Origin of the sequence: Leptotrichia sp. oral taxon 417 (assembly GCF_013394865.1) — a bacterium.
Taxonomy (GTDB): Bacteria; Fusobacteriota; Fusobacteriia; order Fusobacteriales; family Leptotrichiaceae; genus Leptotrichia; species Leptotrichia wadei_A.
Map to the genome: position 1 here is coordinate 2,320,721 of NZ_JABXYV010000001.1, position 26,405 is coordinate 2,347,125.

Here is a 26,405-nt window from a genome sequence, read left to right on the forward strand (position 1 = left end):
CTCCTTCAAAATAATACTATTTTGCAAACGGCATTCCGAATGCTTTTAATAAAGCTCTTCCTTGCTCATCATTTTCTGCTGTAGATACAATTGTGATTCCTAATCCAAAGATTTTATCTACTTTATCAATTTCGATTTCAGGGAATACGATTTGTTCTCTTAATCCCAATGTATAATTTCCTCTTCCATCAAATCCTTTAGGTGAAACACCTTCAAAATCTCTTACTCTTGGTAAAGTAATGCTGATTAATCTATCAAGAAATTCATACATTTTTTCTTTTCTTAATGTAACTTTTGCTCCGATTTTTTGTCCTTCTCTTAATTTAAATCCAGCTTCTGATTTTCTAGCTGCTCTTGCTACAGGCTGCTGCCCTGTAATTTGCGCCAATTCAACGATAGCCGCATCTATTAATTTAGGGTTGCTTGCTGCTTCTCCAATCCCCATATTAACTACTATTTTATCAAGTTTAGGTACTTGCATAATGTTAGATAGATTTAATTCTTTCATTAATGACGAAACGATTTCATCTTTATATAATTTTTGTAATCTTGGAATATATTTTTCAGCCATTTATTACATCCTCCTCTCTAAAATATTATATTTCATTACCAGATACAACTGATATTCTTACTTTTTTTCCATCTCTTATTTCTTTTCTTACTCTTGTAGGTTTTCCTGCCGCTTCATCCCAAAGCATTACTTTAGATGAGAAAATTGGCATTTCTCTTTCTACAACTTCGCCTTGTGGGTTCATCGCATTAGGTTTAATATGTCTTTTTTTGATATTTACACCCTCAACAATTATTTTTCCAGTTTTAGGGAAAACTTTTAATACTTTTCCAATTTTTCCTTTATCTCCAGTTTGTGTACTGTTTTCATTACGTAACAAATCTTTTGATCTACCGCTAATTACAATAACTGTATCTCCAGTTTTAACATGTAATTTTCTAGGTACTGATTTTAAGTTTGGTTTAGCCACGTTTAAACTCTCCTTCCTATAATACTTCTGGTGCTAGAGAAACTATTTTCATAAAGTTTTTAGCTCTTAATTCTCTTGCTACAGGTCCAAAGATTCTTGTCCCTCTTACTTCTAATGCAGTATTTAAAATAACTGCCGCATTATCATCAAATTTTATATATGAACCATCTGCTCTTTTCAATTCTTTTCTTGTTCTAACGATTACAGCTTTAACTACATCACCTTTTTTAACGTTTCCGTTTGGTATAGCTTCTTTTACAGTTGCTACTACGATGTCTCCTATTTTACCGAATCTTCTTCTTGATCCACCTAATACTCTAATAACCATGATTTTTTTAGCTCCAGTGTTATCAGCGACATTAAGCATCGTTTGTTGTTGAACCATTTAAAATTTCCTCCTCTCAAATATTAACTCACGCTATTTGCTTTTTTTTAATATTGAAAATAAAATATTATTTTTTAATTTTATTGATAAAATAGAACTATTTAGCTCTTTCTAAGATTGTAACAACTCTCCATCTTTTATCTTTACTTAATGGTCTAGTTTCCATAATTTGCACTCTATCTCCGATTCCACATTCATTGTTTTCATCGTGTGCTTTATATTTTTTAGAAGTTTTTACTCTCTTTTTATAAAGTTTGTGTAATTTCATTGTTTCTTCAATAACAACTACAGTTTTATCCATTTTATTAGAAACAACGATTCCTTCTCTTACTTTTCTTTCGTTTCTTTTATTTTCCACTCTTGATCCTCCTATTTACCAGTTTTTTCAGTTACAACAGTTTTTAATCTTGCTATTGTTCTTTTAACATCTCGTATTTTAGCAGTGTTTTGTAATTGTCCAAGAGTTTTTTGAAATTTTAAATTAAATAATTCTTGTTTCAATTCATTTACTTTAACTTCCAATTCTTCCAATGATAATTCTCTAATTTCGTTAATTGTCATTACTTATCACCACCTACTTCTTCTTTTCTAACAAATTTAACTTTTATAGGTAGTTTATGTCCAGCTTTTCTTAATGCTTCTTTGGCTTTTTCTTCAGATACTCCGCCAACTTCAAACATTACTTTATCTTTTTTAACTACTGCTACCCAACCTTCTGTATTACCTTTACCTTTACCCATTCTTGTTCCTTCAGGTCTTTTAGTATAAGGTTTATCAGGGAATATTCTAATCCAAATTTTACCTTCTCTTTTAAACGTTCTGTTGATTGTTACCCTACAAGCCTCAATTTGTCTTGAAGTAATCCAACCAAATTCTTTAGCGGCAAGTCCAAATTCACCAAAATCAACTTTGTTTCCTTTAGTTGCTACACCACCCATTTTTCCTCTGAACTGTTTTCTATATTTCGTTCTTTTAGGTATTAACATATTATTCGTTTTCTCCTTCCTTTGTAGTAGAAAGAACTTCACCATTAAATATCCATACTTTTAATCCTAAAGCACCGTATGTAGTGTGTGCAGTAGCTGTTGCGTAATCAACATCTGCTCTTAAAGTATGTAGTGGTACTCTTCCTGAAAGTGTCCATTCACTTCTTGCAATTTCGGCACCATTCAATCTTCCCGATACCATAACTTTAATTCCTTTAATCCCAGCTTTTTCTGCTCTTTGAATAGCTTGCTGAACTGCTCTTTTATAAGCAACCCTTTTTTCAATTGCTGTTGCAATGCTTTCTGCTACCAATTGAGCATCTTTATTAGGATTTTTGATTTCTTGTACTTTAATTTGAACTCTTTTACCAGTCAATTTTTCCAATTTTACTTTTAAAGCTTCGATTTCTTGACCTTTTCTACCAATTAAAATTCCAGCTTTTCCAGTTTCTATAATAACTGCTACTTCTGTAGGCGATGTTCTTTCTATTTGAATAGAAGAAATCCCTGCATGGTAATAGTTTTTCTTAATATATTTTTTTATTTTTAAATCTTCATGAAAATTATCTACGTATTCTTTCCCCTCAGCGAACCATTTTGAATCCCAAGTTCTTGTGATTCCTAATCTTATCCCCCTAGGATCTACTTTTTGTCCCACAGACTTACCTCCTTATTTGTCTAAATTAATCTACTTTTTCATCAACTTCTACTGTGATGTGAGCTGTTGGTTTTCTAATGATATCAGCTCTTCCCATTGCTCTTGGGCTGATTCTCTTTAATACTGGTCCTTTGTCAATTAATATTTTTGAAACAAATAATTTATCAGGATCCATATTATTATTATGTTCAGCATTTGCAATTGCCGATCTTAATGTTTTTTCTATGTATAATGCCGCTTTTTTATTTGTAAATCTTAAAATGTTCAATGCTTGCAATGCATTTTTCCCTCTTACAATATCAGCAACTAATCTTGCTTTTTGAGGGCTTAATCTTTGGTATTTCAATTTAGCTACAACTGCCATTCAAAGTCCTCTCCTTTCCAATGTATATCTATTAATTCTTATCTTTTAACTCTTAATTTCTCTAATTATTTAGCTTTTTTCGCATCTTTTCCATGTCCATAGAAAGTTCTAGTTGGTGCAAATTCACCTAATTTGTGCCCAACCATTTCCTCAGTAACATATACAGGTATATGTTTTTTACCGTTATATACAGCAAAAGTATGTCCAATAAATTGAGGGAATATAGTTGATCTTCTAGACCATGTTTTAATAACTTGTTTTTTACCTCCTAATGCTTCTATTTTTTCTAATAAATATGCATCAACAAAAGGTCCTTTTTTTAATGAACGAGCCATTCTTTCCTCCTTATTTCATTTTTTAAATCGAGAAATGTTACTCAATACATTTCATTTATTTAATTCCATGTATCAAGCAATATTTTTATATTCAGCCAAACTTCTATTCAGATATTTTGACTGGCACAGTCCATTTCTACGTTTTTCATTTAAAAATTTCATTAATATATTTTTGAATATTAAACTAATTTTTAAACAATTATTTTTTTCTACCTCTAACAATGAATTTGTCACTAGGTTTTTTACCTCTAGTTTTCTTACCAAGTGTAGGTTTACCCCAAGGTGTAACTGGTGATTTTCTACCTATTGGAGATCTTCCTTCTCCTCCTCCGTGTGGGTGATCCACAGGGTTCATTACAGATCCTCTAACGTGAGGTTTTCTTCCTAAGTGTCTATTTCTTCCAGCTTTTCCTAATGATACTAATGAATGTTCAGAATTTCCTACTGCTCCAACTGTTGCCATACATTCTTTATGAATCAGTCTTAATTCTCCAGATGGTAATTCCACGTGGCAGTAAGTTCCTTCTTTCGCAACAAGTCTTGCAGCTGTTCCTGCAGATCTTGCTAACTGTCCACCTTTACCAGGCATAAGTTCTACATTGTGAATAACTGTCCCTACTGGCAAGTCTTTTAATTTCAATGCATTTCCAGGTTTAATGTCTGCACCTTCTCCTGCTAATACAACATCACCTTTTTTAAGTCCATTTGGAGCCAAGATATATCTTTTTTCTCCATCAACATAATGTAATAATGCGATATTTGCAGTTCTGTTTGGATCATATTCAAGAGTTGCAACTTTTGCAGGCACTCCAATTTTATTTCTTTTCCAGTCTATTACTCTATATAATCTTTTGTGTCCTTTATGTCTGTTTCTACCTGTTCTATGTCCATAGTTGTCAATTCCGTAAGATGAATTTAACGGTTCAACTAGAGATTTTTCAGGTCTTACTTTATCTAAGTCCTTATTAACTAATATCGACATATGCCGTGTCCCACTAGTTATCGGTTTTAATTTTTTTATTGGCATAACTTGCGTTCCCTCACTTCCTAATTTTAATATTTTATATTCTTAAAAATAATTATTATAAATTTCTATATTTTACATAACTTGTTTATTATAGCATTTTTATTAAATAATTTCCACAAAAAAATTTATTTATTTTACTTTTTTAAAATTAAATTTCAAAATCAAAATAAATTTTATGTATTAATTATCCTTCGTAAGCTGTAATTGATTCTCCAGCCTTTAATTTAACAATTGCTTTTTTGATAGCAGATGTTTTATACATTGACATTCTGAATCTTTTGTTTTTTGGTTTGATGTTTAAAGTATTTACACCTTGAACTTTTACATTGAATAATTTTTCAACTGCTTCTTTAATTTGAAGTTTATTTGCTCTTTTATCTACGATAAAAACATATTCATTATTTTCTAGCAAAGTTCTAGCTTTTTCTGTATTAATTACAGGTTTTTTGATAATATCAGTAATATGCATTATGCCAACACCTCCTCGATAGTTGCAAGAGCTTCTTTAGTTAAGACTACTTTATCTTGTTTGATTAACCAGTAAACACTTAAATCTCTTGTATTAATTGCTGCAACTTTTTCAATATTTCTAGTAGATAAGTATAAGAAGTAATCTCTATCTACAGTATCAGTATCGTCATTTGTTACATATAATTGTTTTACACCGTCAAAATTTAATGTTTTTGCAAAATCAATAAATGTTTTTGTTTTTGGTGTTTCCAAAGCAAAATCGTCTAATACGATTACATTTCCTTCGCTAATTTTTTGAGCTAAAGCTGATCTTAAAGCTAATCTTCTAACTTTTTTATTTACTTTTTTAGCATAATTTCTAGGTTTTGGTCCGTGAACAACTCCTCCACCTACCATGTGTGGTGCTCTTGTAGAACCTTGTCTTGCTCTACCTGTTCCTTTTTGTCTAAAAGGTTTTCTTCCTCCACCTCTTACTTCTGCTCTTGTTTTTGTTGAAGCTGATCCTTGTCTTGCTTCAGCTAATTCTGCTACTAAAACTTCGTGCATTACGTGTTTATTTGGTTCAATTCCAAAAATTTCGTTATTTACTTCCACAGTTCCTGCTTGTGAACCGTCTAATTTATATATATTTAAAACTGGCATGTTATCCTCCTCTCTTTCCTATTAATATTTTTTTACCGATTTTTTGATTACTAAGAACCCGTTTTTTGGTCCTGGAACAGCACCTTTTACTAATAAAAGACTGTTTTCTACATCAAATTTAATAACTTGCAAGTTTTGAACTGTTACTTTTTCAGCTCCTAATCTTCCAGCCATTTTTTTACCTTTAGGTACGTTACTGTTTGATGCAGCTCCTCCTGCGTTAGAACCTCCAAGTCTATGGTTTCTTGAAACCCCGTGTGAAGCTCTGTTTCCACCAAAGTTATGTCTTTTCATAACTCCTGCAGTTCCTTTACCTTTTGAAGTTCCAGAAATATCAACAAATTCGATACCTTCTAATACGTCTACTTTAATTTCTTGTCCTAATGTAAAGTCAGCTGGATTAGCTACTTTAAATTCCTTAAGAAATCTTTTTGGAGTAACTCCTGCTTTTTTAAATACACCTAATAATGGTTTAGTAGTATTTTTTTCCTTTTTATCTCCATAAGCTAATGTGATAGCATTATATCCTTCTTTTTCTTCTGTTTTAATTTGTGTAATGAAGTTAGTTCCTGCTTCGATTACTGTAACTGGAATTAATTTTTCATTTTCAAAAATTTGTGTCATTCCGATTTTTTTACCTAATATCATTTTTTATTTTTCCTCCTTAATATATTGGTTGACAATCTTTGCCAACTTGTACTAAGCCTTACGATTGCTTAATTTCAACTCCCACACCTGATGGTAAGTTTAATGATGCTAATGCATTTACGATTTGCTGATTAGAATTTTTAATTTCTACAAATCTTCTGTGAATTCTCATTTCAAATTGTTCTCTTGAATCTTTATTTACGTGAACTGATCTTAAAACTGTATATTTTTTAATTTTTGTAGGTAATGGAAGTGGTCCTGCTAATTCTGAACCATTTTTCTTAGCTACTTCTGCAATTTTTTTAGCAGATTGATCCAACAGTTTGTGATCATAAGATTGTAAATATATTCTTATTTTATCCAAAGTCTTTCCTCCTGTTTATTTTACCTTGTTTTTTTAATAATCAGAGAAATTAGATTATCAAAATCTAATCTCTCCTTTTATTTAACTTGAACTATTTCCTATTACATTTCTAAATATTATAACAAATATTTTGATTATCTGCAATATTTTTTTCCATATTTTAAAAAATTTACTGTTTAAAACTATTTAGTAATAGTCGCAACTACTCCTGAAGCTACTGTTCTTCCACCTTCTCTAATCGCAAATCTTAATCCTTCTTCCATTGCAATTGGGTGAATCAATTCTACTGTCATTTCAATGTTATCTCCAGGCATTACCATTTCTACACCTTCTGGTAAGTTAACTTCTCCTGTAATATCAGTTGTTCTGAAATAGAATTGTGGTTTGTATCCTGTAAAGAATGGAGTATGTCTTCCTCCTTCATCTTTTGTCAATACATATACTTCTGATTTAAATCCTGTATGTGGAGTGATTGTTCCTGGTTTTGCCAACACTTGTCCTCTTTCCACTTCTTCTTTCTTAGTTCCTCTTAATAATGCTCCTATATTATCTCCAGCTTGTCCTGAATCTAATAATTTTCTGAACATTTCTACTCCTGTTACTGTTGTTTTTGAAGTTGGTTTAATTCCTACGATTTCTACTTCTTCTCCAACTTTTACTACTCCTCTTTCTACTCTTCCTGTTACTACTGTTCCTCTTCCTGTAATTGTGAATACATCTTCAATTGGCATAAGGAATGGTTGGTCAATTGGTCTTTCTGGTGTTGGAATATATTCATCCACTGCATCCATCAATTCTACAATTGCATCTATCCATTTTTGTTCTCCATTTAATGCTCCTAATGATGATCCTTTGATTACTGGTACGTCATCTCCTGGGAATCCGTATTCGTTTAATAATTCTCTTACTTCCATTTCTACTAATTCTAATAATTCTTCATCGTCTACCATATCTACTTTATTCAAGTATACTACGATGTAAGGTACTCCTACTTGTCTTGCTAGCAAGATGTGTTCTCTTGTTTGAGGCATTGGACCATCTGCTGCTGATACTACTAAGATAGCTCCATCCATTTGAGCCGCTCCTGTAATCATATTTTTTACATAGTCAGCATGTCCTGGACAGTCTACGTGAGCGTAGTGTCTTTTTTCTGTTTCATACTCAATGTGAGCTGTGTTAATTGTAATTCCTCTTTCTCTTTCTTCAGGAGCTTGGTCAATGTTTTCAAAATCAACTTTTTCAGCCAGCCCTTTTTCAGCTAATACTTTTGAAATTGCTGCTGTTGTTGTTGTTTTACCGTGGTCAACGTGACCGATTGTTCCTATGTTTACGTGTGGTTTACTTCTCTCGAATTTAGCTTTTGCCATTTTAATTTTTCCTCCATTATTTCTTTAATTTTAATTTTTTTAAGATTTTATTTTATTTTTTGGCTATTTTCCTTGTCTTTCATCAATTACTTGTTGAGCAATATTTTTTGGAACTTCTACATATTTTTCAAATTCCATTGAATAAGATGCTCTTCCTTGTGTTTTTGATCTCAAGTCAGTTGCATAACCGAACATTTGTGATAAAGGTACTTCTGCATCAATAATTTTTGCATTATTTCTGTCAGTCATTCCTGAAACTTGTCCTCTTCTTGAGTTCAAGTCACCAATAACATCTCCCATATATTCTTCTGGAGTAGTAACTTCTACTTTGAAGATTGGTTCCAATAATACTGGGTTAGCAGCTCTAAGTCCTTTTTTGATTGCCATAGATCCTGCAATTTTAAATGCCATTTCTGATGAATCGACTTCATGGTAAGATCCATCGTATAATGTAACTTTTATATCTTGAACTGGGTATCCTGCAACAACCCCAGCTTCTAACGCTTCTTGGATTCCTTTATCTACTGCTGGAATATATTCTCTTGGAATAGCTCCTCCAGTAATTTCATTAATAAATTCATATCCTTTTCCATGGTTAGCTTCAACTTTCATCTTAACATGTCCATATTGTCCACGTCCTCCAGATTGTTTAGCATATTTTTCTTCAACATCTGTTGCACCATTAATTGTTTCTCTATAAGCAACTTGTGGTTTACCTACATTTGCTTCCACTTTAAATTCACGTTTCATTCTATCTACGATGATTTCCAAATGTAGTTCTCCCATTCCAGAAATCAATGTTTGACCAGTTTCTTGGTTAGTTGTAACTTTAAATGTTGGATCTTCTTCAGCAAGTTTTGAAAGCGCTGTTCCCATTTTTTCTTGGTCAGCTTTTGTTTTTGGTTCAACAGCTATTTGAATAACTGTATCAGGGAATTCCATTTTTTCTAGGATAATTGGCGCATTTTCAGCACACAATGTATCTCCTGTTGTAGTATCCTTTAATCCAACTGCAGCAGCTATATCTCCAGAATAAACTATATCAAGTTCTTCTCTCTTGTTAGCGTGCATTTGAAGCAATCTTCCCATTCTTTCTTTTTTACCTTTAGTTGAGTTTAATACATAAGATCCTTTTTCCAATACTCCTGAATAAACTCTGAAGAATGATAATCTTCCAACGAATGGATCTGTGATGATTTTAAATGCCAATGCTGAGAATGGTTCATCATCTGAGATTGCTCTTTGGATAGGTTCTTCAGTTTTAGGATCAGTTCCGTTTACTTTTCCTCCGTTAATATCCACTGGTGATGGCATGTAGGCAACTACTGCATCAAGTAATGGTTGAATCCCTTTGTTTTTAAATGCTGTTCCACATAATACTGGTACAACAGTTCCAGCAATTGTAGCAACTCTTAATGCTTTTTTGATTTCTTCTTCAGTGATTTCTTCTCCACCAAAGTATTTTTCCATCAAATCATCGTCAGTTTCAACTACAGATTCAATCATATGTTCTCTAGCTGCTTGAGCTTCATCTGCTAATTCAGCTCTTATATCAACTATTTCATAGTCAGCTCCCATAGTTTCATCTTTAAATAAATACTCTTTCATTGTTACAAGATCGATAATTCCTTCAAAATTATCTTCTGCACCAATTGGTAATTGAATTGGTACACCGTTTCCACCTAATTTTTCTTTAATATCGTTTACACACATATCAAAGTCTGCACCAACTCTATCCATTTTGTTTAAAAATGCCATTCTTGGTACGTTATATTTGTCTGCTTGTCTCCAAACAGTTTCTGATTGTGGTTGAACTCCATCAACTGCTGAGAATACAGCAACAGATCCATCTAGTACTCTTAATGATCTTTCTACTTCAACTGTAAAGTCAACGTGGCCTGGTGTATCTATTATATTAATTCTATGACCATTCCAGAATGCTGTTGTTGCAGCTGATGTAATTGTAATTCCTCTTTCTTGTTCTTGTTCCATGTAATCCATCGTAGCAGCTCCTTCGTGAACTTCTCCGATTTTATGGTTTACTCCTGTATAAAACAAGATTCTTTCAGTAGTAGTTGTTTTTCCAGCATCTATATGTGCCATGATACCAATATTTCTAGTATCCTTCAAAGCAACTTTTCTTGCCATTTAATTTTTCCTCCTTATATTGTAAACTTCTTTTTTAAAAGAAGTGTATGTAAACTGCTCTAATTTCTAAAAACTAGAGCTTCTTGGAAAATATATTTATATATATTTACCAAGCTCTTTGGATAGTTCCTACCCTGATTATTATATTTTTTATAAATTCAATTCTGAAAAAATGAATTTTGTAAAAATATAAATATCAAATATTTTTGCATACTTAATATTTCATCAAGCAAATTTAAGATTACCATTTATAATGTGCGAATGCTCTATTCGCTTCAGCCATTTTATATGTATCTTCTTTTTTCTTAATTGATCCACCTTCATTATTAGCGGCTGCAATTAATTCTTTTTTCAATTTGTTTACCATTCCGTATTCTTTTCTTTCTCTTGTGTATCTAACTAACCATCTGATTGCTAAAGTTTGTTGTCTTTCTTTTCTAACTTCAACTGGTACTTGGTAAGTAGCCCCTCCGATTCTTCTAGATCTTACTTCTAATTGAGGTCTTACGTTTTCCATTGCTCTTCTGAATACTTCGATTCCTTCTTCTTGAGTTTCCTCAGTTATTTGTTGCAATGCTGTATAAAAAATATGTTCAGCTAATGATTTTTTCCCGTCTTTCATTAATCCATTGATGAATTTAGTTACTACTTTATCGTTAAATTGAGAATCTGGTAATACATCTCTTCTTTCCGCTCTTCTTCTTCTTGACACTTATTTGTCCTCCTTACTTTTTTAAAAATTAATTACCCTTTTTTAGCTCCGTATCTTGATCTACCTTGTTTTCTGTTTACAACTCCTGCTGTATCCAATGCTCCTCTGATTATTTTATATCTAACCCCTGGCAAATCCTTTGTTCTTCCTCCTCTTAAAAGAACGATACTGTGTTCTTGTAAGTTGTGTCCGATTCCTGGAATATAAGCAGTAACTTCAATTCCATTTACTAATTTAACTCTTGCTACCTTTCTTAAGGCTGAGTTCGGTTTTTTAGGTGTAGTAGTATATACTCTTACACAAACCCCTCTTTTTTGTGGATTACCTTTCAATGCAGGTGATTTTTTCTTTTTCTCAGTTGTACTTCTACCAAATCTTACTAATTGATTAATAGTAGGCATCTGTTTTCCTCCTCTCAAATTTCTTTGATTTATATATTTATTCTCGCGTTATTTTTCAAAACTAAAACTTTTTATAAAGCTCATTTCTTCAATCTACATTTGATAAAGCCCAATTTGACAAAGTTTTTATTACTTTTTCCTGCTTTTCCTGCAAGCCACTTTATCAAACATAAGTGCATACCTATTTTAAGTATGTCGATTTACTCTAAAATTCACTTCAAATATATTCTTTTCAAAAAAAATATATTTTTAAAATTTAGTTATGAGTTCTAACCTAAATATTTTATACTAAAATAGCCCTTTTGTCAAGGGCTATAAAAGATTTTTTTATAATGATTTCACAATATGTTCTTTATTATAATAATACTTTGTAAAAATAATATTTTTTACTATCTTCAAAAATTCATTTGAATTTTCTAAATTTTTTATAACTTACAAATCCAAAGTGAACTACTCCCGCTTTTAGAAGTAGGAGCTTCTTGGGAAGTATCTGCTTTTGCTAGCCAAATATATTTACCAAGCTCTTCGGGTAGTTCCTACCCTGTCTTTTTTTATTTTTCTAATATTCCAACATCAATTTCCCAATGTTTTTTATATTAAGTGCCGCATTGTAATCTCTATCAATCTCAATTCCACAACACTCACATTTATAGCTTCTTTCTGATAATTTCAGTTCCTCTTTAATATTTCCACATTTACTACAAGTTTTCGACGACGGAAACCACTTATCTATCTTCAAAAATTGTTTCCCTAAAAACATCAGTTTATACTCAAGCATCCTCAAAAACATTCCCCATCCATTATCTCCTACACTTTTTCCAAAATTTAATGCCTGGCTCATCCCTTTCATATTTAAATCCTCAACAACCACAGCATCATATTCTTCAGACAATTTTTTCGATAATTTATGCAAAAAATCCCTTCGACAATTCTTGATATACTCATGCAATTTTGATATTTTTGCTTTTTGCTTATACCAATTTTTAGAAAATCTCACTTTTCTTGACAATGATTTCTGTAATTTTTTCAATTTTTTCTCCAACATCCTAAAATATCTTGGATAATCAGCCCTTTGGTTTTCAGAACTGACAAATAATTCAGACATTGAAAAATCAAGTCCAATTACTTTATCATTACTTGGGTTTTTTTGAATTTCTTTTTCAAATTCTGTCAAGATAGAAACATAATAATTTCCATTACTATTTATTAGTGTTACCGACTTTATTCTATAATTCTTTGGTATTTCTCTATGATATTTCAATTTTACTCTTTTCAATTTTGGCAAAACCAAATACTTGTTTTCCTCAATTCGTATCGAATTGTTCACACAATTTGTCGTATAACTTTTAACATTATTCTTTTTAGATTTGAACCTTGGAAACTTCGCTCTCTTTTGAAAGAAATTCATAAACGATCGTTTTACATTCAATTGAGCATTTGAAAGTGCCAAACTGTCTACTTCTTTCAAAAATTGATTTTCACTCTTCAAACTGGCAGGTGTAATTATTTTATTTTTCCCAGTTTCCTCATAAAATTTATTTGCAGCATACAAAATCGTATTGTAAACAAAACGAACACATCCAAAAGTCTTGTTTATCAACAACTCCTGCTCCTTATTTGGATAAATTCTGTATTTGAATGCTAAATTATATTTCATACAATTACACCTCCTTTTGATTTTGAATATTATTTTTAATGATTTCTCTTCAATATTTTATACAAAAATTTTATCATGGATGTATCCTTTTTTCAATTTTTTTTACAAAAAAAGCAATTCATCTCCCACTTATAGAAAGCCTACGACTTCTTGCTATCTTTTTGTTAAACTTGCTAAACTAGATGTTGGATTTGCTATCACCACTGGTACTGGCGCTGGAATTTGTTTTTCAGCCATTTGTTTTTGTAATTCTTCTTTAGTTTCTCTCAATTCTTTTTCTAATCTATCCACTCTCTCTTCAAGTGTTTCAGCATTTACTAATGTACAAGCCAGTAAAAATGCTGTCAATGCCAATAACAATCTCTTTATTCACGAAAAAATCCTCCATTAATTTTATTTGTATTTTATTTGAATCAAATCTTTATATAAGTATACCTCCAATTTTTTCATTGTTAATACCTTTAATAGAGGTTTTTATTTCCCAGCCAAAATTTTTCTTACTACTTCCCTATCATCAAAATGTGTTTTTTCATTTCCAATTATTTGATAAGTTTCATGTCCTTTTCCTGCGATTAAAAGGCTGTCTCCCTTTTGAAGAAGTCTCATTCCATATCTTATTGCCTTTTCCCTATCAGAAATAATTATATATTTGTCAAATGGATATTTTTCAGCAATAAGCCCTTTTTCTATATCTGCCAAAATTTTTACAGGGTTTTCTGTACGAGGATTGTCTGATGTTAAAATGATGTAATCACTAAATTTTGTTGCTGCTTTTGCCATCTTTGGACGCTTGTCGTGATCTCTGTCGCCACCTGCGCCAAATATTGTTATTACTTGATTATCTGTAATTTGCTTTAAGGTTTTTCCAATGTTTAAAAGTCCATCATCTGTATGTGCAAAATCCACTACAATTCTTGCTTCCAGATCATTTTTTATTGTCTCAAATCTTCCTGGAACTGATGGCATTTCCTGTAATTTTTTCACAATAAAATCCATTTTTGCCCCAAGCGACAATGCGCTGGCAACACAGCCAAGGACATTATACAAATTATATTCTCCCACTAATTCTATTTCAAATTTGTATTCTTCTTCATCTTTATTTTTTACAAGGTTTCTTCTTTCAAAATAATTATCCAAATTTATTTTTATTTTCATTCCATGATTTGTATAATTTAAAATATCTCCCCACACATCAGCTTCTTCGTTTTTTATACTTATAGAAATATAATCGTTATTTCCATCTTTTTTTTCAGAATAAATTTTTCCCCCATATTTATCGTCAATATTAACTATTCCTGCACCATTATTTCTCAGCATTGAAAATATTTTTTTCTTGGCATTAAAATAATTCTCCATAGTTTTATGAAAATCAAGGTGGTCTTGTGTCAAGTTAGTAAATATTGCAGAATCAAATTTAAGCATATCCACACGTCCAATTTGAAGGGCATGGGAACTTACTTCCATTATAAAATAATCTGCACCTTTTTTTACACTTTTATCTATTAATTTTATCAGTTCCAATGATTCTGGAGTTGTATTAACTGTTTCAAATTCTTCATCTAAAATACGATTTCCAGTAGTTCCTATTCTAGCTGTTTTTTCCAGAATATTTTCCAAAATAAAGCTCGATGTAGTTTTACCATTTGTTCCTGTAATTCCAACTATTTTTATTTTATTTTGCGGATAATCGTAATAATTTGAAGCAATTATTCCTAATTTTTTACGTATATCTTCCACTTGAACAAAAGTTACAGAATCAGCATTTCTATACTCTTTTACATTTACATCCTTTTCACAAATAATCATTTTAGCCCCACTGTCAATAGCCTTTTGAATAAAATCATGCCCATCCACAGCACTTCCTGTCATTGCCACAAATACAAAATCCTTTTCGATTTTTCGTGAATCATACTCAATACCCCTAATTTCAAAGTTTTCACCCTCTTGAAGCAACTTGTAACTTACATCTTTAAATATTTTATACATTTTCACATACTCTCCCTTTTCCAAAAATCCTGTAATTCTAAAATTTTCATTTATATATACTCGAATCTCCTTAAAACCAAACTAATAAAAATTGAGTAAAACTAGGATTTGAGTAAAATTATCATAACTTTAAACTTAGTTTTAAAGTAATCTTTATAAGCAGGCTGAAGTTTAAGTTCATTAAATTTATTTAGCTTTTATTAATTTAATTTTTGAGAGATCTAAAAATATCTTATAATGTATTTTACCACTTTAACTAAAAAAAATCTAGAAAAAAAGTTGTTGACAAATTTAAAAAAATACTGTATAATCTTATTTGTAAGTTTACTTTTAAGTAAATATGCCTTGGTGGCGAAATCGGTAGACGCACAGGACTTAAAATCCTGTGGGAATTTATCCCGTGCCGGTTCAAGTCCGGCCCGAGGCACCACTTAATAAAAACTTTTATTGTCGCGGGATAGAGCAGCATGGTAGCTCGTCGGGCTCATAACCCGAAGGTCGTTGGTTCAAATCCAGCTCCCGCCACCAAATGCCTAGATAGCTCAGTTGGCTAGAGCATACGGTTCATACCCGTAGGGTCGGAAGTTCGAATCTTCTTCTAGGCACCATTATATTAATTAAGTCGTACTTGCATTAATGTAGGTATTTTTTTTTATAAAATGTAGTTAAATAGCTACATTTTTTTATTTTATACTATTTTCCATTAAAATAATAGATTTGCTATAATTTCTACTATGCAAGGGGTTAAGACCCCTTGTCAGAAAATAAATAAAATATAATTTCTATTTTTAGAAAGAAAAACACTTGACTAATAATAGTTTTAAATTATAAAATAACATGAAGTAACATAAATCAAAATTTATAGATATTTTGCAGGAATCTTTGCTTAATTTAAAGAAACCGAGTAAAATATTAGACTTTAGAAGAGGAAAAAATATGAAAATATTAATAATAAGATTTAGCTCATTTGGGGATGTAGTGCTTACAACTCCAGTAATAAGGGCAATTAAAGAGAAATATCCAAAGGCTGTAATAGATTTTGCAGTTTATGATACTTTTTCTGAAGCAATTTCGTTAAATCCTGAAATTAGGAATTTGATAATTTTTGAGAAAAAGAAAAGTAAAGACCGAAAATATATAAAAGATATGATAAATAGACTAAAAACAGAAAATTATGATTATGTCATTGATCTTCATTCTAAATTTTTGTCTAGAATTATTGGAAAAAGTCTTGAAAACAGTCATACTCAATATTGCCGATACAAAAAAAGAAAATGGTGGAAAACTATTCTTGTGAAGGCAAAACTTATAACTTATAATGCAGATTGCACAATTGTTGAAAGTTATTTTACAGCTTTAAAGAAATTGGGAATAAATTTTTCTGATGAAAATATAAAAAATGGACTTGGAGATAATCTGGAATTTTATATTGACAAGCAATCTGAAGAGAAATTTGTAAAAAAATATAATTTAAAAGATGGAAAATATTTCGTGCTAGCTCCTGGAGCCTCTAAGTTTACGAAAAAGTGGCCTTATTATGATGAATTGGCAAAAAAAATTTTGGAAAATAAAAATAAATTTGTAAATAATGAGGAGAAATTGAGAATTTTTGTGATTGGTGGGAAAGAAGATGCAAATGTTGTAAAAACTGATGAAGATGGACAAATTATTGATTTGTGCGGGAAAATTTCCTTTAAGGAAAGCGGAATATTGTTAAAATATGTAAAAGTGGCTGTTGCAAATGATTCAGGCCCATTTCATATAGCCAGAGCTGTAAAAGCCAAGACTTTTGTATTTTTTGGACCGACTGATCCAAAATTATTTTCCTTTGAAAAAAATACTTTTTTACTGAATAATCCAAGCTGTCCACCACATTCACTTTACGGAGATGATAAATTTCCAAAAAAATATGCAGATTGCATGAGTGGAATCTCGGTAGAAACTGTATTTAATAAAATTGTTAAAGAATACAATTAACAGACTTAATTTTATTTATTCAAGATTTTAATATTAAAAGATTTTATAAAAAATAAAATTTTACCAATAATTACATAGTTTATAAATTATCAAATGATTCTATATAAAAAGAAAGTGTAAACTTTTTTGTGTAAATAAACTAAAAAAACCTTATATCATTAGGTTTGTTATACATTTATACAAAATTATATGCACTCTCAAATAATAAAAAAAGAAAGAGAGAAAAATTATGAAAATACTTGCATTTGAATCATCTTGTGATGAAACTTCCGTTGCAGTTGTTGAGGATGGGAAAAAAATTTTAAGTAACATTATTTCCACACAAATTGACATTCACAAGGAATTTGGCGGTGTAGTGCCTGAAATTGCCTCACGGCACCATATAGAAAATATTTTACCAGTATTTACTGAAGCTCTGGAAAAAGCCAGCTGTAAATTAAGCGATATTGATTATATCGCTGTAACGAACACTCCTGGACTTATTGGATCTTTGCTTGTAGGCTTAATGTTTGCAAAATCCCTAAGTTATTCCAATAATATTCCATTGATTCCTGTAAATCACATTAATGGGCATATTTTCTCAAGTTTCATCGACAACGATGTAAAATTGCCTGCAATATCACTAGTCGTGTCAGGCGGACATACAAACTTATATTATATTTATGAAGAAAATGGAAAAATAATCACTGATTTGCTTGGTGAAACATTAGATGATGCAGTTGGAGAAACTTATGACAAAATTGCCAGAATATTGGGACTGGAATATCCTGGAGGTCCGCATATTGATAGACTATCAGTAAATGGTGAAGATATTCTAAAAATAAAAAAACCAAAAGTTGATGGCTACAATTTTAGTTTTAGCGGGATAAAAACTTTCATAACTAATTATGTAAATAGCCAAAATATGAAAGGTAATCCAATTTCAAAGGAAGATATTGCAAAATCGCTTCAGGAAATTATTGTAAATGTGCTATATGATAAAATTTTGATGGCTGTAAAGGAAAAGGATGTGAAAACGATACTTGTGGCAGGCGGCGTTTCTGCAAATAGACGGCTTCGTGAAAAATTTTCAGAATTTAAAAATTTAAAGACTGATCAAAATGAGCAAATTCAAGTTCATTTTCCTAAAATGGAATATTGTACAGACAATGCGGCTATGATAGGAGTTGCAGCCTATTATGACTTAAAAAATAATTCTCAAATTAATTTGGAAAAACAGTATGATGTGGATGCGATTTCTACAAAATTAGAAAAATAATAAAGATACAGCCAATGGGAAATATTACTTTGATTGTGCTACAATAATAAATCAAATAAAAAATAACCGCTGTTATTTATAAGAACGGTTATTTTTTAATTATGTTAATTTTTACAAATATCTCTTCTATATCCAACGGTTAATGCTGAAATTATCAACTTATTATCTCCGATATTATTTTAAAATAGAACTGCTAAAAATTATATAAATTTAGGGTTTGAGTAAAATAGTTATAATTTTTGAGTTCAGTTTTAAATAAGTTTTACTATACAAATAACAAAAATTATAATTAAATATTCTTTGCTCTTTCCAAAAACAATTCCTGCAATTTCACAGCTTCCCCGTCTTCTGTATTTGCTCCAACAAATTCAAAATCCTTAGGCAGCAGCTTTCTTAATCTCTCAATGGAATTTCCCATCGCATAACCTTTTCCAACCATTGTAAGCATTTCAAAATCATTTTCACCATCGCCAAAAGCTACCGCATCCTTCAGTTCCAAACCTTCTCTTTCTAGCAGGAATTTTGCCGCTGCACCCTTATTGGCTCCTTTTGCCATAATTTCCATACAATAATCGGTAACGAAAATAACATTTACATCGTTTCTTATTTTCAAGATGGCTTTTTCCAAGTTTGTAAGCTGCTCGTGTTCTCCAATGTAAAATATTTTTAAAATATCCAAGTTCTTTAATTTATCCTTCGGAATCTCCTTAAAGTCAACTTTTACATCCCTTGAAACCCTGTCATATACTTTTTGCGCCGTTCCTTTCGTAATAATCCAGTCATTTCCTGAAAAAATATTTAAATGTGAACCTTCAGCTATGCTTTCATAATCCAGCCCCAAGATTGCCTCTGCCGCTTCTTTTGGCAATCCTTTTTCATAAATCATATTTCCATCTGCATCAAAGATTCTTGCGCCATTCGCAGCTATAATAGGAATTTTTACCTCAAGCTGCTCAGTTATATACCCAATCTGGTCATAGCTTCTACCTGAAGCAATATAAAAGTTTATTCCTTTCTCTATTATTTCCTTTATCACATCTTTAGTAAATTTTGTAACATGATGCCCTCTGCATAGTAAAGTTCCATCCAAATCACTGATAACTGCTTTATACATAAACTCCCCTTTCCTATTTTTTATCTTTTATAAATTAAATAATTCTCTTAATTTTTTTGCCATTCCATCTTCAGCATTACTTTCAATAACTTCCGTATCTGTCAATTTTTCAAGCAGTAAATAAATCGAATTTCCCATCGCAAATCCAAGACCAGTTTCTGTTATCAATTCATAGTCATTCAATCCGTCACCAAATGAAACTGCATCTTTTAATGTAAGTCCGTCTCTTTCAAGCAGCACTTCAGCCGCTTTTGCCTTATTGCAGTTTGCCGAAAACACTTCCAAACTTCCTTCGTTTGCAAATAAAAGACTTATATTTCCATCTCCAACCGCTTTTCTTATTTCATTTTCAAGTTCCAGCAGTTCATCATGATCTTCTCCAAGAAAAAATATTTTTGTAAAATTATGCTTTTTAAATTCTTCAGGAGTAATTTGTTTTGGATATCTAGTTCTATCAGGCTTTTTATTGTAAAAATATTCTCGCAAATCTTCAGTAACAAACCAATTTGGTCCAGAATATCCAGTTATAATTATATCTTTCCCAAACGACTTGTAATCAATATCCAAGACTTTATCCAAATATTCTCGCTTCAAGTTATTTGAAAAAATTTCATTCCCATTTTCATCAAAAGCAACAGATCCGTGTGAAGTAATAAGTGGAACTTTCACTCCAAGCTCATCCATCGCTTCTTTTGCTCCTAAATAATTTCTTCCAGTTGCAATATAAAACTTTATCCCTTTTTTTAATAATAATTCTACTGTTTCCCTAGTAAATTCACTCACTTTATGCTCTGCATTCAAAAGTGTACCATCCAAATCACTTACAACAGCTTTAAACATTTTATTCTCTCCTTCTTTTATTATGTAAAAATTATAATACTAAACTTCACTTAAAAAACAGAAATTATGCTTTATTTAGTTTTTTTAAATTTATAGCAAATCTGCCATTATAAATAAAGAATAGTATAAAATATCATTGATATAACTATTTTTTCAATTCTTTATTTTTAAAACTATATTTTTATAAAAATAATTTTGAAAATTCATTCATAAATTCCTCTTCATCAAAAGGTTTTGACAAAAATGCCTTTGCTCCGGCTTCTTTTCCCATTTTCATATAATTTGGAAACATAACCATTGTACTGCAAATCATAATTCTAGCTTCCTTATCCAAATCCGTAATAACTTGTGCAGCTTTTAATCCGTGCATTCTTGGCATATTTATATCCATTGTTACAACAGATGGATTTACCTTTTTATACATTTCCACAGCTTCCAGCCCATCGCTTGCTTCATACACTTTATATCCCTGTTCTTCAAGAATATCCTTTATGTCCTCTCTAATATATGATGTATCATCTACAACCAATGCAATTTTATTCATTTTTTCCCTTCTCTCTTTATTTTATTTATTATTTTAATTCTCTGTAAATCTATTATTTAAATAAAAAATAAAATATTTAAATTTTATATTTTTACTAAATCTTAAATATTTCCCTTACTTTCCTTGCCATCCCATCTTCAGCATTGCTTCCAATAACTTCTGTGTCTGTTAATTTTTCAAGCAGTCTATAAATTGAGTTTTTCATTGCAAATCCAAGTCCAGTTTGAGTTATCAGGTCATAATCATTAAATCCATCTCCAAATGAAACAGCATCTTTTAACGTCAGCCCATCCCTTTGAAGCAAAAATCCAGCTGCCACAGCCTTATCACAGTCACTTGAAAAAATCTCCAAGCTTTTTTCGTTTACAAATACGATATTAACTTCATTATTCGTTACTTTTCTTACTTCCTTTTCTATTTCCAGCAGTTTTTTATGCTCACCTAGAAAAAATATTTTTGTAAAAGCAAGTTTTTCAAAGTCATTCTGCTCAATTTGCTCTGGATACTGCTTTCTATTTGGCTTTTGAGCATAAAAATAATCTCTGGCATCTTCTGTCACATACCAATGATTACCTGAGAATCCATTTAAAATTATTCCCTTGTCAAATGATTTATAATCAATTGAAAAAATTTTGTCCACATATTTCTGTTCAATATTATTCACGTAAATTTCTCTTCCATTTTCATCTACAATCCTAGCGCCATTTGACGTAATCAAAGGAATTTTCAGCCCAATTTCATCCATAATTTCCTTTGCTCCGACATATCCACGTCCAGTTGCAATATAAAACTTTATCCCTTTTTCCAGCAACAATTCAATTGTTTCCTTCGTAAACGGACTAACTTTATGTTCTTCATTCAAAAGCGTTCCATCTAAATCGCTTACTACCGCCTTATACATACTGAACCTCCCACGACTAAAGTTACAGGGTTCTAAAATCTTTAAAAATATTCAAAAATTTTCTAAGAAGTTTGATAGTCTTATGCTATCCTTATTCTTTTAGGTGTGTTCAGCTCACCTCTATTGTATAGGATACTTAAATCCACAACTTTACTTTTTCTTAATATGTTTAATGCTCCATTACAATCTGCATTTATGAGTTTACCTGCACTTGTTTGATATAGTCCTCTTTTTATTCTTTTTCCACTGAATATATATTCTTTTTGGTTTTCTTTATCATATATTGGGATTTCATCTCCATCAAAGAAACTTGCTTTTGATGTATAACTTTCTTCTTGCAGCTTAAATTCTATTCCATACAGTTTACATAGATATATTAATTTATCTCTTAATTTTCCATATGGTATATTTACAAAATTTTGATTATTTATACTTCCAATATTTGAATTTCTTTGAAAATCTCCATTATATCCTAAAACTAGTTTTCCTATATCATTATTAAGACAATAATTTATAATTATTCTTGCTGCTTTTGAAAGATAATCATTTATACGATTATTTCTCTTTCTAGCTATTCTCTTTTGTCTTAATGTTGTGCTGGAGGTCTTTTGCTTATCTTTTATACTTTGTAATTTTGCATTTATCTTATTATAGTATTGATTTATTGATTTTAATTTTCTACCATCTATTATGAATGAAGCTCCAGTATTTGTAACACAAGTACAAAGATTATCTATACCTAAATCTATTCCTAGTACATTGTTTTTATTTAATTCCCTTTGAACTTCTTCTACCTCATAAGTATATTGAATTTCAAAGTACCTAGAATGTTGTTTTGGTATTATTCTAATTTCTTTTATCTTCTTGCCTTTTAATACTGGTGGTAGTTTTATTGCGATTTCCTTATGTGTCTTTCTAAATGAATTTGAATAAGGAACTATCAGAATATCATCTTTTAATCTAACAAAACCTATAACAAGAGTTGTAAAACCATCTTTAGCAAGATATTTAGGTAATTTTATTTTTTTATTATCATATTGACCATTTTTAGCAAGTCTTAAAAGTCCAAAAAATGATTTAAAACTTCCGTCTACTTCTTTTAGAATTTGTTGAGCCATATTAGAATTTAATTTCTTGTAATTTTCACTATTTTTAAGCATTTTATAGTTTTCATTATAACTTAAATACTTTTTCTTATTAAAATAGTATTGTCTAATATTATATATAGCTTCATTAGTTAAGTTCTTGGCTATATGAGATAAATATTTTAAATTCCTAAACCCCTTTTTACTAAGATGTTTTACCTGTTGTTTTAATGTTAAATACATATATAATCACCTCCTTTTCATCAGAGATATTATACCATGTATTCTACATTTTATCTGTTTATTTTTAAATATTTTTAAAGTTTTTAAAACCCCACAACAGCGGGAAGCGTCGTTCACATAAGTGCGCTACTACTTATGCAGTTCTCTTATGAACTTCTTGTTATCTCTAACAAGCACAGACTATATCTTATCCATATCCTATTTCAAGGACTTAGGCGAAACCACTTCCAATACCTATCGCTTGTATTGTACTCCCCTCACGAGGGATAGTCGTTGAACTTTCCTTTTCAGGATTAGCTGCTGATTGTCTATTATATTCCTTTCTATACGTACGGCTCAATGTTTAGGATTTAACCTTGCACCATCTAGTATATTTTTTCTGCTTTCGCTACCTTCACACTTATACCATATTCTCAATTAGGTATTATGTTGTGGTCATACTAGCTTTAAGAGTTCCCAGCAATTCAGTTTCTTTGTTGCACGGTTTTGTTCCGTGTCTACATATAAGTTTCCCTATATGCTTACTAAAATTTTTGTGCAATTTATCCTCACGACTAAAGTCGCGAGTGTTCTTGTACTATTTAATAAAATTTCCTCCTACATTGATTTTAACACATTACAAAAAAAAATTGAATTAAAATTTTTTAAAACTTGCAAAAACTAATCCAATAATGATACAATATTATAAGAAATCAAGAGTAAAAAAATAAACTTACGAGGTGAAAAATATGGCAACATTTGAAGATTATTTAAAATTTGAAGTGACTGAAGCAGAAGAGGATAAAAAGCAGCTCAGAATTATAGAAAAAATTTCATTGTCAAAAGAAACAGAAAAAGCTATTAAAGCTATAGATAAGGATATTACAATTATTGCAGTAGCACAAGTTTATTGCCCAGACTGCCGTGCGACTGTCCCTTTTTTAAAAAAATTCAGTGACTTGAATAGCAAAATAAAAATTGACTATCGTTCAAGAGAAGCTGCTAAAGAATTTTTTCCAGATGCAGACAAAAGAATTAAAATACCTACTTTAATTTCTTATGTTGATGGGAAATATAATACTTTCTGGAATGAATTTCCAGTTGTGGTGAAAAAGAAAATGGATGAAAACCCAGAAAATTTTGAAGATATTAAGTACAATTTCAGAATTGGAAAATTTAATGTGGAAATTGAAAAAGAGCTGGTTGACTATTTAACTTCGCTATAAAAAATCATAATATATTTTGAATAAAAAGTTCTGTTCTCTATATGAATGGACTTTTTTTGTTTAAATAAAAAAAGGAGTTATTTCAACTCCTTGCTAAATAATATTTTTAAATTAATTTTTATTAATTTACAGAATACCCAACTGATAATCCAAATCTTACTTCTTCTGTTTCTGTAGTTTTTCTATTAGATCCAGATTCCTTATAAGAATCTCTATAATACGGACGATATTTTACAAAAGGATTTACAGAAACTTTACCTTCTCCCGCTCCAAATGATTTTTTATATCCAGCTTCTGTAATTACACCAAGCATATTTTCCCAATAATATCTTGGGTATCTTTCAAATTCATTTTCTAAGACAACTTTTCCATAAATTCCCGCAACTGACGGTGTCGTGTATGATAAGTTTGCATAATAATCTTGATAAACTGATGGTTTAGCCTTTTTCCCATTTTTTTGTGTCTTATTCGTATCTCTATAATGATTTGTAAAATAAGTATAGTAATCTAGACTTCCCCATTCTCCCTTTTTAATATTATTACTTACTTCAAGATCCGCATTAAGTCCCCATCCATTAACTTTTGATCCTTTAAAGTCATTTCCGCTTAGATAATACTCTCCTCTTCTGTTCCCCTTAAATCCAAAATAAACACCTTCTACAGCCAATGTTACATTTTGTCCCCATACTTTCCTGTTAAATGTCGGTCCTATCGCAAATTCATTTCCAATTCCTGTTGTAGAAGTTTCCTTTGTAACTAAATTCTTATTTCTATAAGTATCATTTTGCCATCTTATTTTCAATTTAACATCATCTGATAATTTTTTTTCCAGTCCCAATTTACTATAAATTCTATCAGCTTTTCTAAAAGTTCCATACTGAGTAATTTTTTGTCCATTGAATCTATTTCTATTCTGATCCTTATCCCATCTTGTCGAGAATGTCAAATCCCAATCTCCTTCATCAACTAATCCAATTTTTCCAGAAAAAATACTTCTTACCCGTGTTCTCCCGCGATTATTCTTTTTAAACCCGGCAAATCCAATTCCATTCGCATCATCTCCAGTTTTATCCTGATAATTCTGCCTATATTCAGTAGAAATATTAATATTCTTCAGCACATCCTGATCCGCTTCAGCAAATCCAGAAACTGCCAGAATCAAAGTCAGCAGTCCCAACAACTTTTTCATAATTCATTACCTTCCTTTCGATTATTTTTAATTATTAACTATATAGCTACAATTTATTCTTGACTTTATCAAAAATTCAAGTATCAAAATATTTGTATATCAAATTACAATTTATATTAACATTTTTTTTACTTAATTGTCAATAAATCAATTATATATTTTTTATATATTTCAATATATTTTATTAATGATTAATTACTCAATTTCAATCCCAGAATTTACTTTACCTCCCTTTTTCCCATGTACAACAACCAGATCCACCTTTTTATACTTATTCACCTTAACCGACAATACATTCAGCCTATTTTCATAAATACACCGAAAAACATCATTTAACCTGCTATTCGGCACAACCACAAAAAACTCTCCATAATTTTTTAGAAGTCTTCTTATTTCCAAAATTAATTCATCCAAAGTCAGCAAAATTTCATATTTACTAATTCGTTCCATTTCATTTTCAGGCATTTTTCCAGAACTGGTCTTTTTATACGGCGGATTTGAAAAAATAAAATCATACTCTCCATTCACATTTTTTATATTTTTATTAATTGGAATTATTTTACCATTTAAATCATTTATCTCTATATTTTTTTTTAAAGCAGCAAAAACTTCCTCCTGAATTTCCACAGCAAAAATTTTTGAAATAATATCAAGTTCTGAAAGTAATAACGAAATTATCCCTTGTCCCGCCCCAATTTCTAAAAATGATTTTTCCCCTTTCAAATTCTTACCTTTTCTGCTAAAATATTTTTTCATAAATTCCGAAAGCAAAATAGCATCTTCTGTTATTTTTAACCCTTTTTCCTCCACAATCATCTTTTTTCCAACACTTTCTAAATTTTCAATATAACTCATTTTAACTCCTAGTCTTCAATAAAATTATGTTATTTCCCATTTAAAATATAAATTTCTTTGCAA

Annotated in this window: 33 protein-coding genes and 3 tRNA genes; 6 read left to right on the plus strand and 30 right to left on the minus strand. The window is 30.5% G+C overall.

The window, feature by feature from the left end; translation table 11 throughout:
• Window positions 1-16: 16 nt before the first annotated feature.
• From rplE to HW276_RS10775, 21 genes are all read right to left on the minus strand, one after another.
• The gene (gene rplE / locus HW276_RS10675; protein ID WP_147004420.1) at window positions 17-571 is read right to left on the minus strand and encodes a 50S ribosomal protein L5; all 555 of its coding nucleotides are present in this window, start codon (window positions 569-571) and stop codon (window positions 17-19) included.
• A 25-nt stretch (window positions 572-596) separates the two neighbouring features.
• Window positions 597-980 (minus strand): 50S ribosomal protein L24, encoded by a 384-nt coding sequence (gene rplX, locus HW276_RS10680; RefSeq protein ID WP_147004421.1) that lies wholly within the window; start codon window positions 978-980, stop codon window positions 597-599.
• A gap of 16 nt (window positions 981-996) precedes the next feature.
• Window positions 997-1,365: a 50S ribosomal protein L14 gene (gene rplN / locus HW276_RS10685; protein WP_006806080.1), complete on the minus strand. Its 369-nt coding sequence runs from the start codon at window positions 1,363-1,365 to the stop codon at window positions 997-999.
• 97 nt (window positions 1,366-1,462) lie between these two features.
• The gene (gene rpsQ / locus HW276_RS10690) at window positions 1,463-1,723 is read right to left on the minus strand and encodes a 30S ribosomal protein S17 (RefSeq protein WP_178938419.1); all 261 of its coding nucleotides are present in this window, start codon (window positions 1,721-1,723) and stop codon (window positions 1,463-1,465) included.
• 11 nt (window positions 1,724-1,734) lie between these two features.
• Window positions 1,735-1,926 carry a 50S ribosomal protein L29 gene (gene rpmC, locus HW276_RS10695; RefSeq protein ID WP_006806082.1) on the minus strand — a complete coding sequence of 64 codons (192 nt, stop codon included), beginning with the start codon at window positions 1,924-1,926 and terminating at the stop codon, window positions 1,735-1,737.
• Window positions 1,926-2,351, minus strand: a complete 426-nt coding sequence (gene rplP / locus HW276_RS10700; protein ID WP_147004422.1) for a 50S ribosomal protein L16 — start codon at window positions 2,349-2,351, stop codon at window positions 1,926-1,928. The genes rpmC and rplP overlap by 1 nt, the downstream gene beginning before the upstream one ends.
• 1 nt (window position 2,352) lies before the next feature.
• Entirely contained in the window at window positions 2,353-3,009 is a 657-nt protein-coding gene (gene rpsC, locus HW276_RS10705; RefSeq protein WP_018498276.1) for a 30S ribosomal protein S3, read from the minus strand.
• A 25-nt stretch (window positions 3,010-3,034) separates the two neighbouring features.
• Entirely contained in the window at window positions 3,035-3,373 is a 339-nt protein-coding gene (gene rplV, locus HW276_RS10710; RefSeq protein WP_178938420.1) for a 50S ribosomal protein L22, read from the minus strand.
• A gap of 65 nt (window positions 3,374-3,438) precedes the next feature.
• Window positions 3,439-3,708: a 30S ribosomal protein S19 gene (rpsS, locus tag HW276_RS10715; protein ID WP_060917347.1), complete on the minus strand. Its 270-nt coding sequence runs from the start codon at window positions 3,706-3,708 to the stop codon at window positions 3,439-3,441.
• A 199-nt stretch (window positions 3,709-3,907) separates the two neighbouring features.
• Window positions 3,908-4,735 (minus strand): 50S ribosomal protein L2, encoded by an 828-nt coding sequence (rplB, locus tag HW276_RS10720; protein ID WP_147004424.1) that lies wholly within the window; start codon window positions 4,733-4,735, stop codon window positions 3,908-3,910.
• Between the two features lie 184 nt (window positions 4,736-4,919).
• On the minus strand, window positions 4,920-5,204 hold the full coding sequence (rplW, locus tag HW276_RS10725) for a 50S ribosomal protein L23 (RefSeq protein ID WP_147004425.1): 285 nt from the start codon (window positions 5,202-5,204) through the stop codon (window positions 4,920-4,922).
• Window positions 5,204-5,848, minus strand: a complete 645-nt coding sequence (gene rplD / locus HW276_RS10730) for a 50S ribosomal protein L4 (protein ID WP_147004426.1) — start codon at window positions 5,846-5,848, stop codon at window positions 5,204-5,206. Before rplD ends, rplW begins: the two co-directional genes overlap by 1 nt.
• A gap of 21 nt (window positions 5,849-5,869) precedes the next feature.
• Window positions 5,870-6,496: a 50S ribosomal protein L3 gene (gene rplC / locus HW276_RS10735; protein WP_147004427.1), complete on the minus strand. Its 627-nt coding sequence runs from the start codon at window positions 6,494-6,496 to the stop codon at window positions 5,870-5,872.
• A 58-nt stretch (window positions 6,497-6,554) separates the two neighbouring features.
• On the minus strand, window positions 6,555-6,860 hold the full coding sequence (gene rpsJ, locus HW276_RS10740; RefSeq protein WP_018451256.1) for a 30S ribosomal protein S10: 306 nt from the start codon (window positions 6,858-6,860) through the stop codon (window positions 6,555-6,557).
• A gap of 182 nt (window positions 6,861-7,042) precedes the next feature.
• Complete coding sequence (gene tuf / locus HW276_RS10745) at window positions 7,043-8,227, minus strand: elongation factor Tu (RefSeq protein WP_147002960.1); 1,185 nt, start codon at window positions 8,225-8,227, stop codon at window positions 7,043-7,045.
• 63 nt (window positions 8,228-8,290) lie between these two features.
• Window positions 8,291-10,375, minus strand: coding sequence for an elongation factor G (gene fusA, locus HW276_RS10750; protein ID WP_147004428.1), 2,085 nt, complete (start codon window positions 10,373-10,375; stop codon window positions 8,291-8,293).
• A gap of 241 nt (window positions 10,376-10,616) precedes the next feature.
• Window positions 10,617-11,087: a 30S ribosomal protein S7 gene (rpsG, locus tag HW276_RS10755; RefSeq protein ID WP_147004429.1), complete on the minus strand. Its 471-nt coding sequence runs from the start codon at window positions 11,085-11,087 to the stop codon at window positions 10,617-10,619.
• A gap of 32 nt (window positions 11,088-11,119) precedes the next feature.
• Window positions 11,120-11,488: a 30S ribosomal protein S12 gene (gene rpsL, locus HW276_RS10760; RefSeq protein WP_006806098.1), complete on the minus strand. Its 369-nt coding sequence runs from the start codon at window positions 11,486-11,488 to the stop codon at window positions 11,120-11,122.
• 559 nt (window positions 11,489-12,047) lie between these two features.
• Complete coding sequence (locus HW276_RS10765; protein WP_178938421.1) at window positions 12,048-13,145, minus strand: RNA-guided endonuclease TnpB family protein; 1,098 nt, start codon at window positions 13,143-13,145, stop codon at window positions 12,048-12,050.
• 153 nt (window positions 13,146-13,298) lie between these two features.
• Entirely contained in the window at window positions 13,299-13,499 is a 201-nt protein-coding gene (locus HW276_RS10770) for a hypothetical protein (protein ID WP_178938422.1), read from the minus strand.
• A 120-nt stretch (window positions 13,500-13,619) separates the two neighbouring features.
• Window positions 13,620-15,131 carry a UDP-N-acetylmuramoyl-L-alanyl-D-glutamate--2,6-diaminopimelate ligase gene (locus HW276_RS10775; protein WP_178938423.1) on the minus strand — a complete coding sequence of 504 codons (1,512 nt, stop codon included), beginning with the start codon at window positions 15,129-15,131 and terminating at the stop codon, window positions 13,620-13,622.
• Between the two features lie 342 nt (window positions 15,132-15,473).
• Between HW276_RS10775 and HW276_RS10780 the strand changes: the two genes are divergently transcribed.
• From HW276_RS10780 to tsaD, 5 genes are all read left to right on the plus strand, one after another.
• Window positions 15,474-15,561 (plus strand) — tRNA-Leu (locus tag HW276_RS10780).
• Window positions 15,562-15,582: 21 nt separating this feature from the next.
• Window positions 15,583-15,659: transfer RNA gene (locus tag HW276_RS10785), tRNA-Met, on the plus strand.
• A gap of 3 nt (window positions 15,660-15,662) precedes the next feature.
• A tRNA-Met gene (locus HW276_RS10790) sits at window positions 15,663-15,739 on the plus strand.
• Window positions 15,740-16,067: 328 nt separating this feature from the next.
• A complete protein-coding gene (locus HW276_RS10795; RefSeq protein WP_178938424.1) occupies window positions 16,068-17,108 on the plus strand; it encodes a glycosyltransferase family 9 protein in 1,041 nt (346 codons plus the stop codon).
• Window positions 17,109-17,337: 229 nt separating this feature from the next.
• Window positions 17,338-18,366 (plus strand): tRNA (adenosine(37)-N6)-threonylcarbamoyltransferase complex transferase subunit TsaD, encoded by a 1,029-nt coding sequence (gene tsaD, locus HW276_RS10800; protein WP_178938425.1) that lies wholly within the window; start codon window positions 17,338-17,340, stop codon window positions 18,364-18,366.
• 289 nt (window positions 18,367-18,655) lie between these two features.
• Here the strand turns inward: tsaD and HW276_RS10805 are convergent, their stop codons facing one another.
• The 7 genes from HW276_RS10805 to HW276_RS10830 all read right to left on the minus strand — a co-directional run bounded on the left by HW276_RS10805 (window position 18,656) and on the right by HW276_RS10830 (window position 23,634).
• Window positions 18,656-19,480 carry an HAD family hydrolase gene (locus tag HW276_RS10805; RefSeq protein WP_178938426.1) on the minus strand — a complete coding sequence of 275 codons (825 nt, stop codon included), beginning with the start codon at window positions 19,478-19,480 and terminating at the stop codon, window positions 18,656-18,658.
• A 27-nt stretch (window positions 19,481-19,507) separates the two neighbouring features.
• Window positions 19,508-20,320 (minus strand): HAD family hydrolase, encoded by an 813-nt coding sequence (locus tag HW276_RS10810; protein WP_178938427.1) that lies wholly within the window; start codon window positions 20,318-20,320, stop codon window positions 19,508-19,510.
• Window positions 20,321-20,501: 181 nt separating this feature from the next.
• Window positions 20,502-20,864 carry a response regulator gene (locus tag HW276_RS10815; RefSeq protein ID WP_147004436.1) on the minus strand — a complete coding sequence of 121 codons (363 nt, stop codon included), beginning with the start codon at window positions 20,862-20,864 and terminating at the stop codon, window positions 20,502-20,504.
• Window positions 20,865-20,958: 94 nt separating this feature from the next.
• The gene (locus tag HW276_RS10820; protein ID WP_178938428.1) at window positions 20,959-21,765 is read right to left on the minus strand and encodes an HAD family hydrolase; all 807 of its coding nucleotides are present in this window, start codon (window positions 21,763-21,765) and stop codon (window positions 20,959-20,961) included.
• 80 nt (window positions 21,766-21,845) lie between these two features.
• Window positions 21,846-23,093: an RNA-guided endonuclease TnpB family protein gene (locus HW276_RS10825; protein ID WP_178938429.1), complete on the minus strand. Its 1,248-nt coding sequence runs from the start codon at window positions 23,091-23,093 to the stop codon at window positions 21,846-21,848.
• Between the two features lie 211 nt (window positions 23,094-23,304).
• Complete coding sequence (locus HW276_RS11890) at window positions 23,305-23,433, minus strand: hypothetical protein (RefSeq protein ID WP_255460467.1); 129 nt, start codon at window positions 23,431-23,433, stop codon at window positions 23,305-23,307.
• 84 nt (window positions 23,434-23,517) lie between these two features.
• Window positions 23,518-23,634 (minus strand): MarR family transcriptional regulator, encoded by a 117-nt coding sequence (locus tag HW276_RS10830; protein WP_147004439.1) that lies wholly within the window; start codon window positions 23,632-23,634, stop codon window positions 23,518-23,520.
• Window positions 23,635-23,821: 187 nt separating this feature from the next.
• On the opposite strand from HW276_RS10830, the gene HW276_RS10835 reads away from it, so the two are divergent.
• On the plus strand, window positions 23,822-24,298 hold the full coding sequence (locus HW276_RS10835; protein ID WP_178938430.1) for a thioredoxin family protein: 477 nt from the start codon (window positions 23,822-23,824) through the stop codon (window positions 24,296-24,298).
• Window positions 24,299-24,419: 121 nt separating this feature from the next.
• Here HW276_RS10835 and HW276_RS10840 read toward each other — a convergent pair whose 3' ends face one another.
• Both HW276_RS10840 and HW276_RS10845 read right to left on the minus strand, forming a co-directional pair.
• Complete coding sequence (locus HW276_RS10840; RefSeq protein WP_178938431.1) at window positions 24,420-25,487, minus strand: hypothetical protein; 1,068 nt, start codon at window positions 25,485-25,487, stop codon at window positions 24,420-24,422.
• A 195-nt stretch (window positions 25,488-25,682) separates the two neighbouring features.
• Window positions 25,683-26,342: a methyltransferase gene (locus tag HW276_RS10845; RefSeq protein ID WP_178938432.1), complete on the minus strand. Its 660-nt coding sequence runs from the start codon at window positions 26,340-26,342 to the stop codon at window positions 25,683-25,685.
• Between the last annotated feature and the right edge of the window lie 63 nt (window positions 26,343-26,405).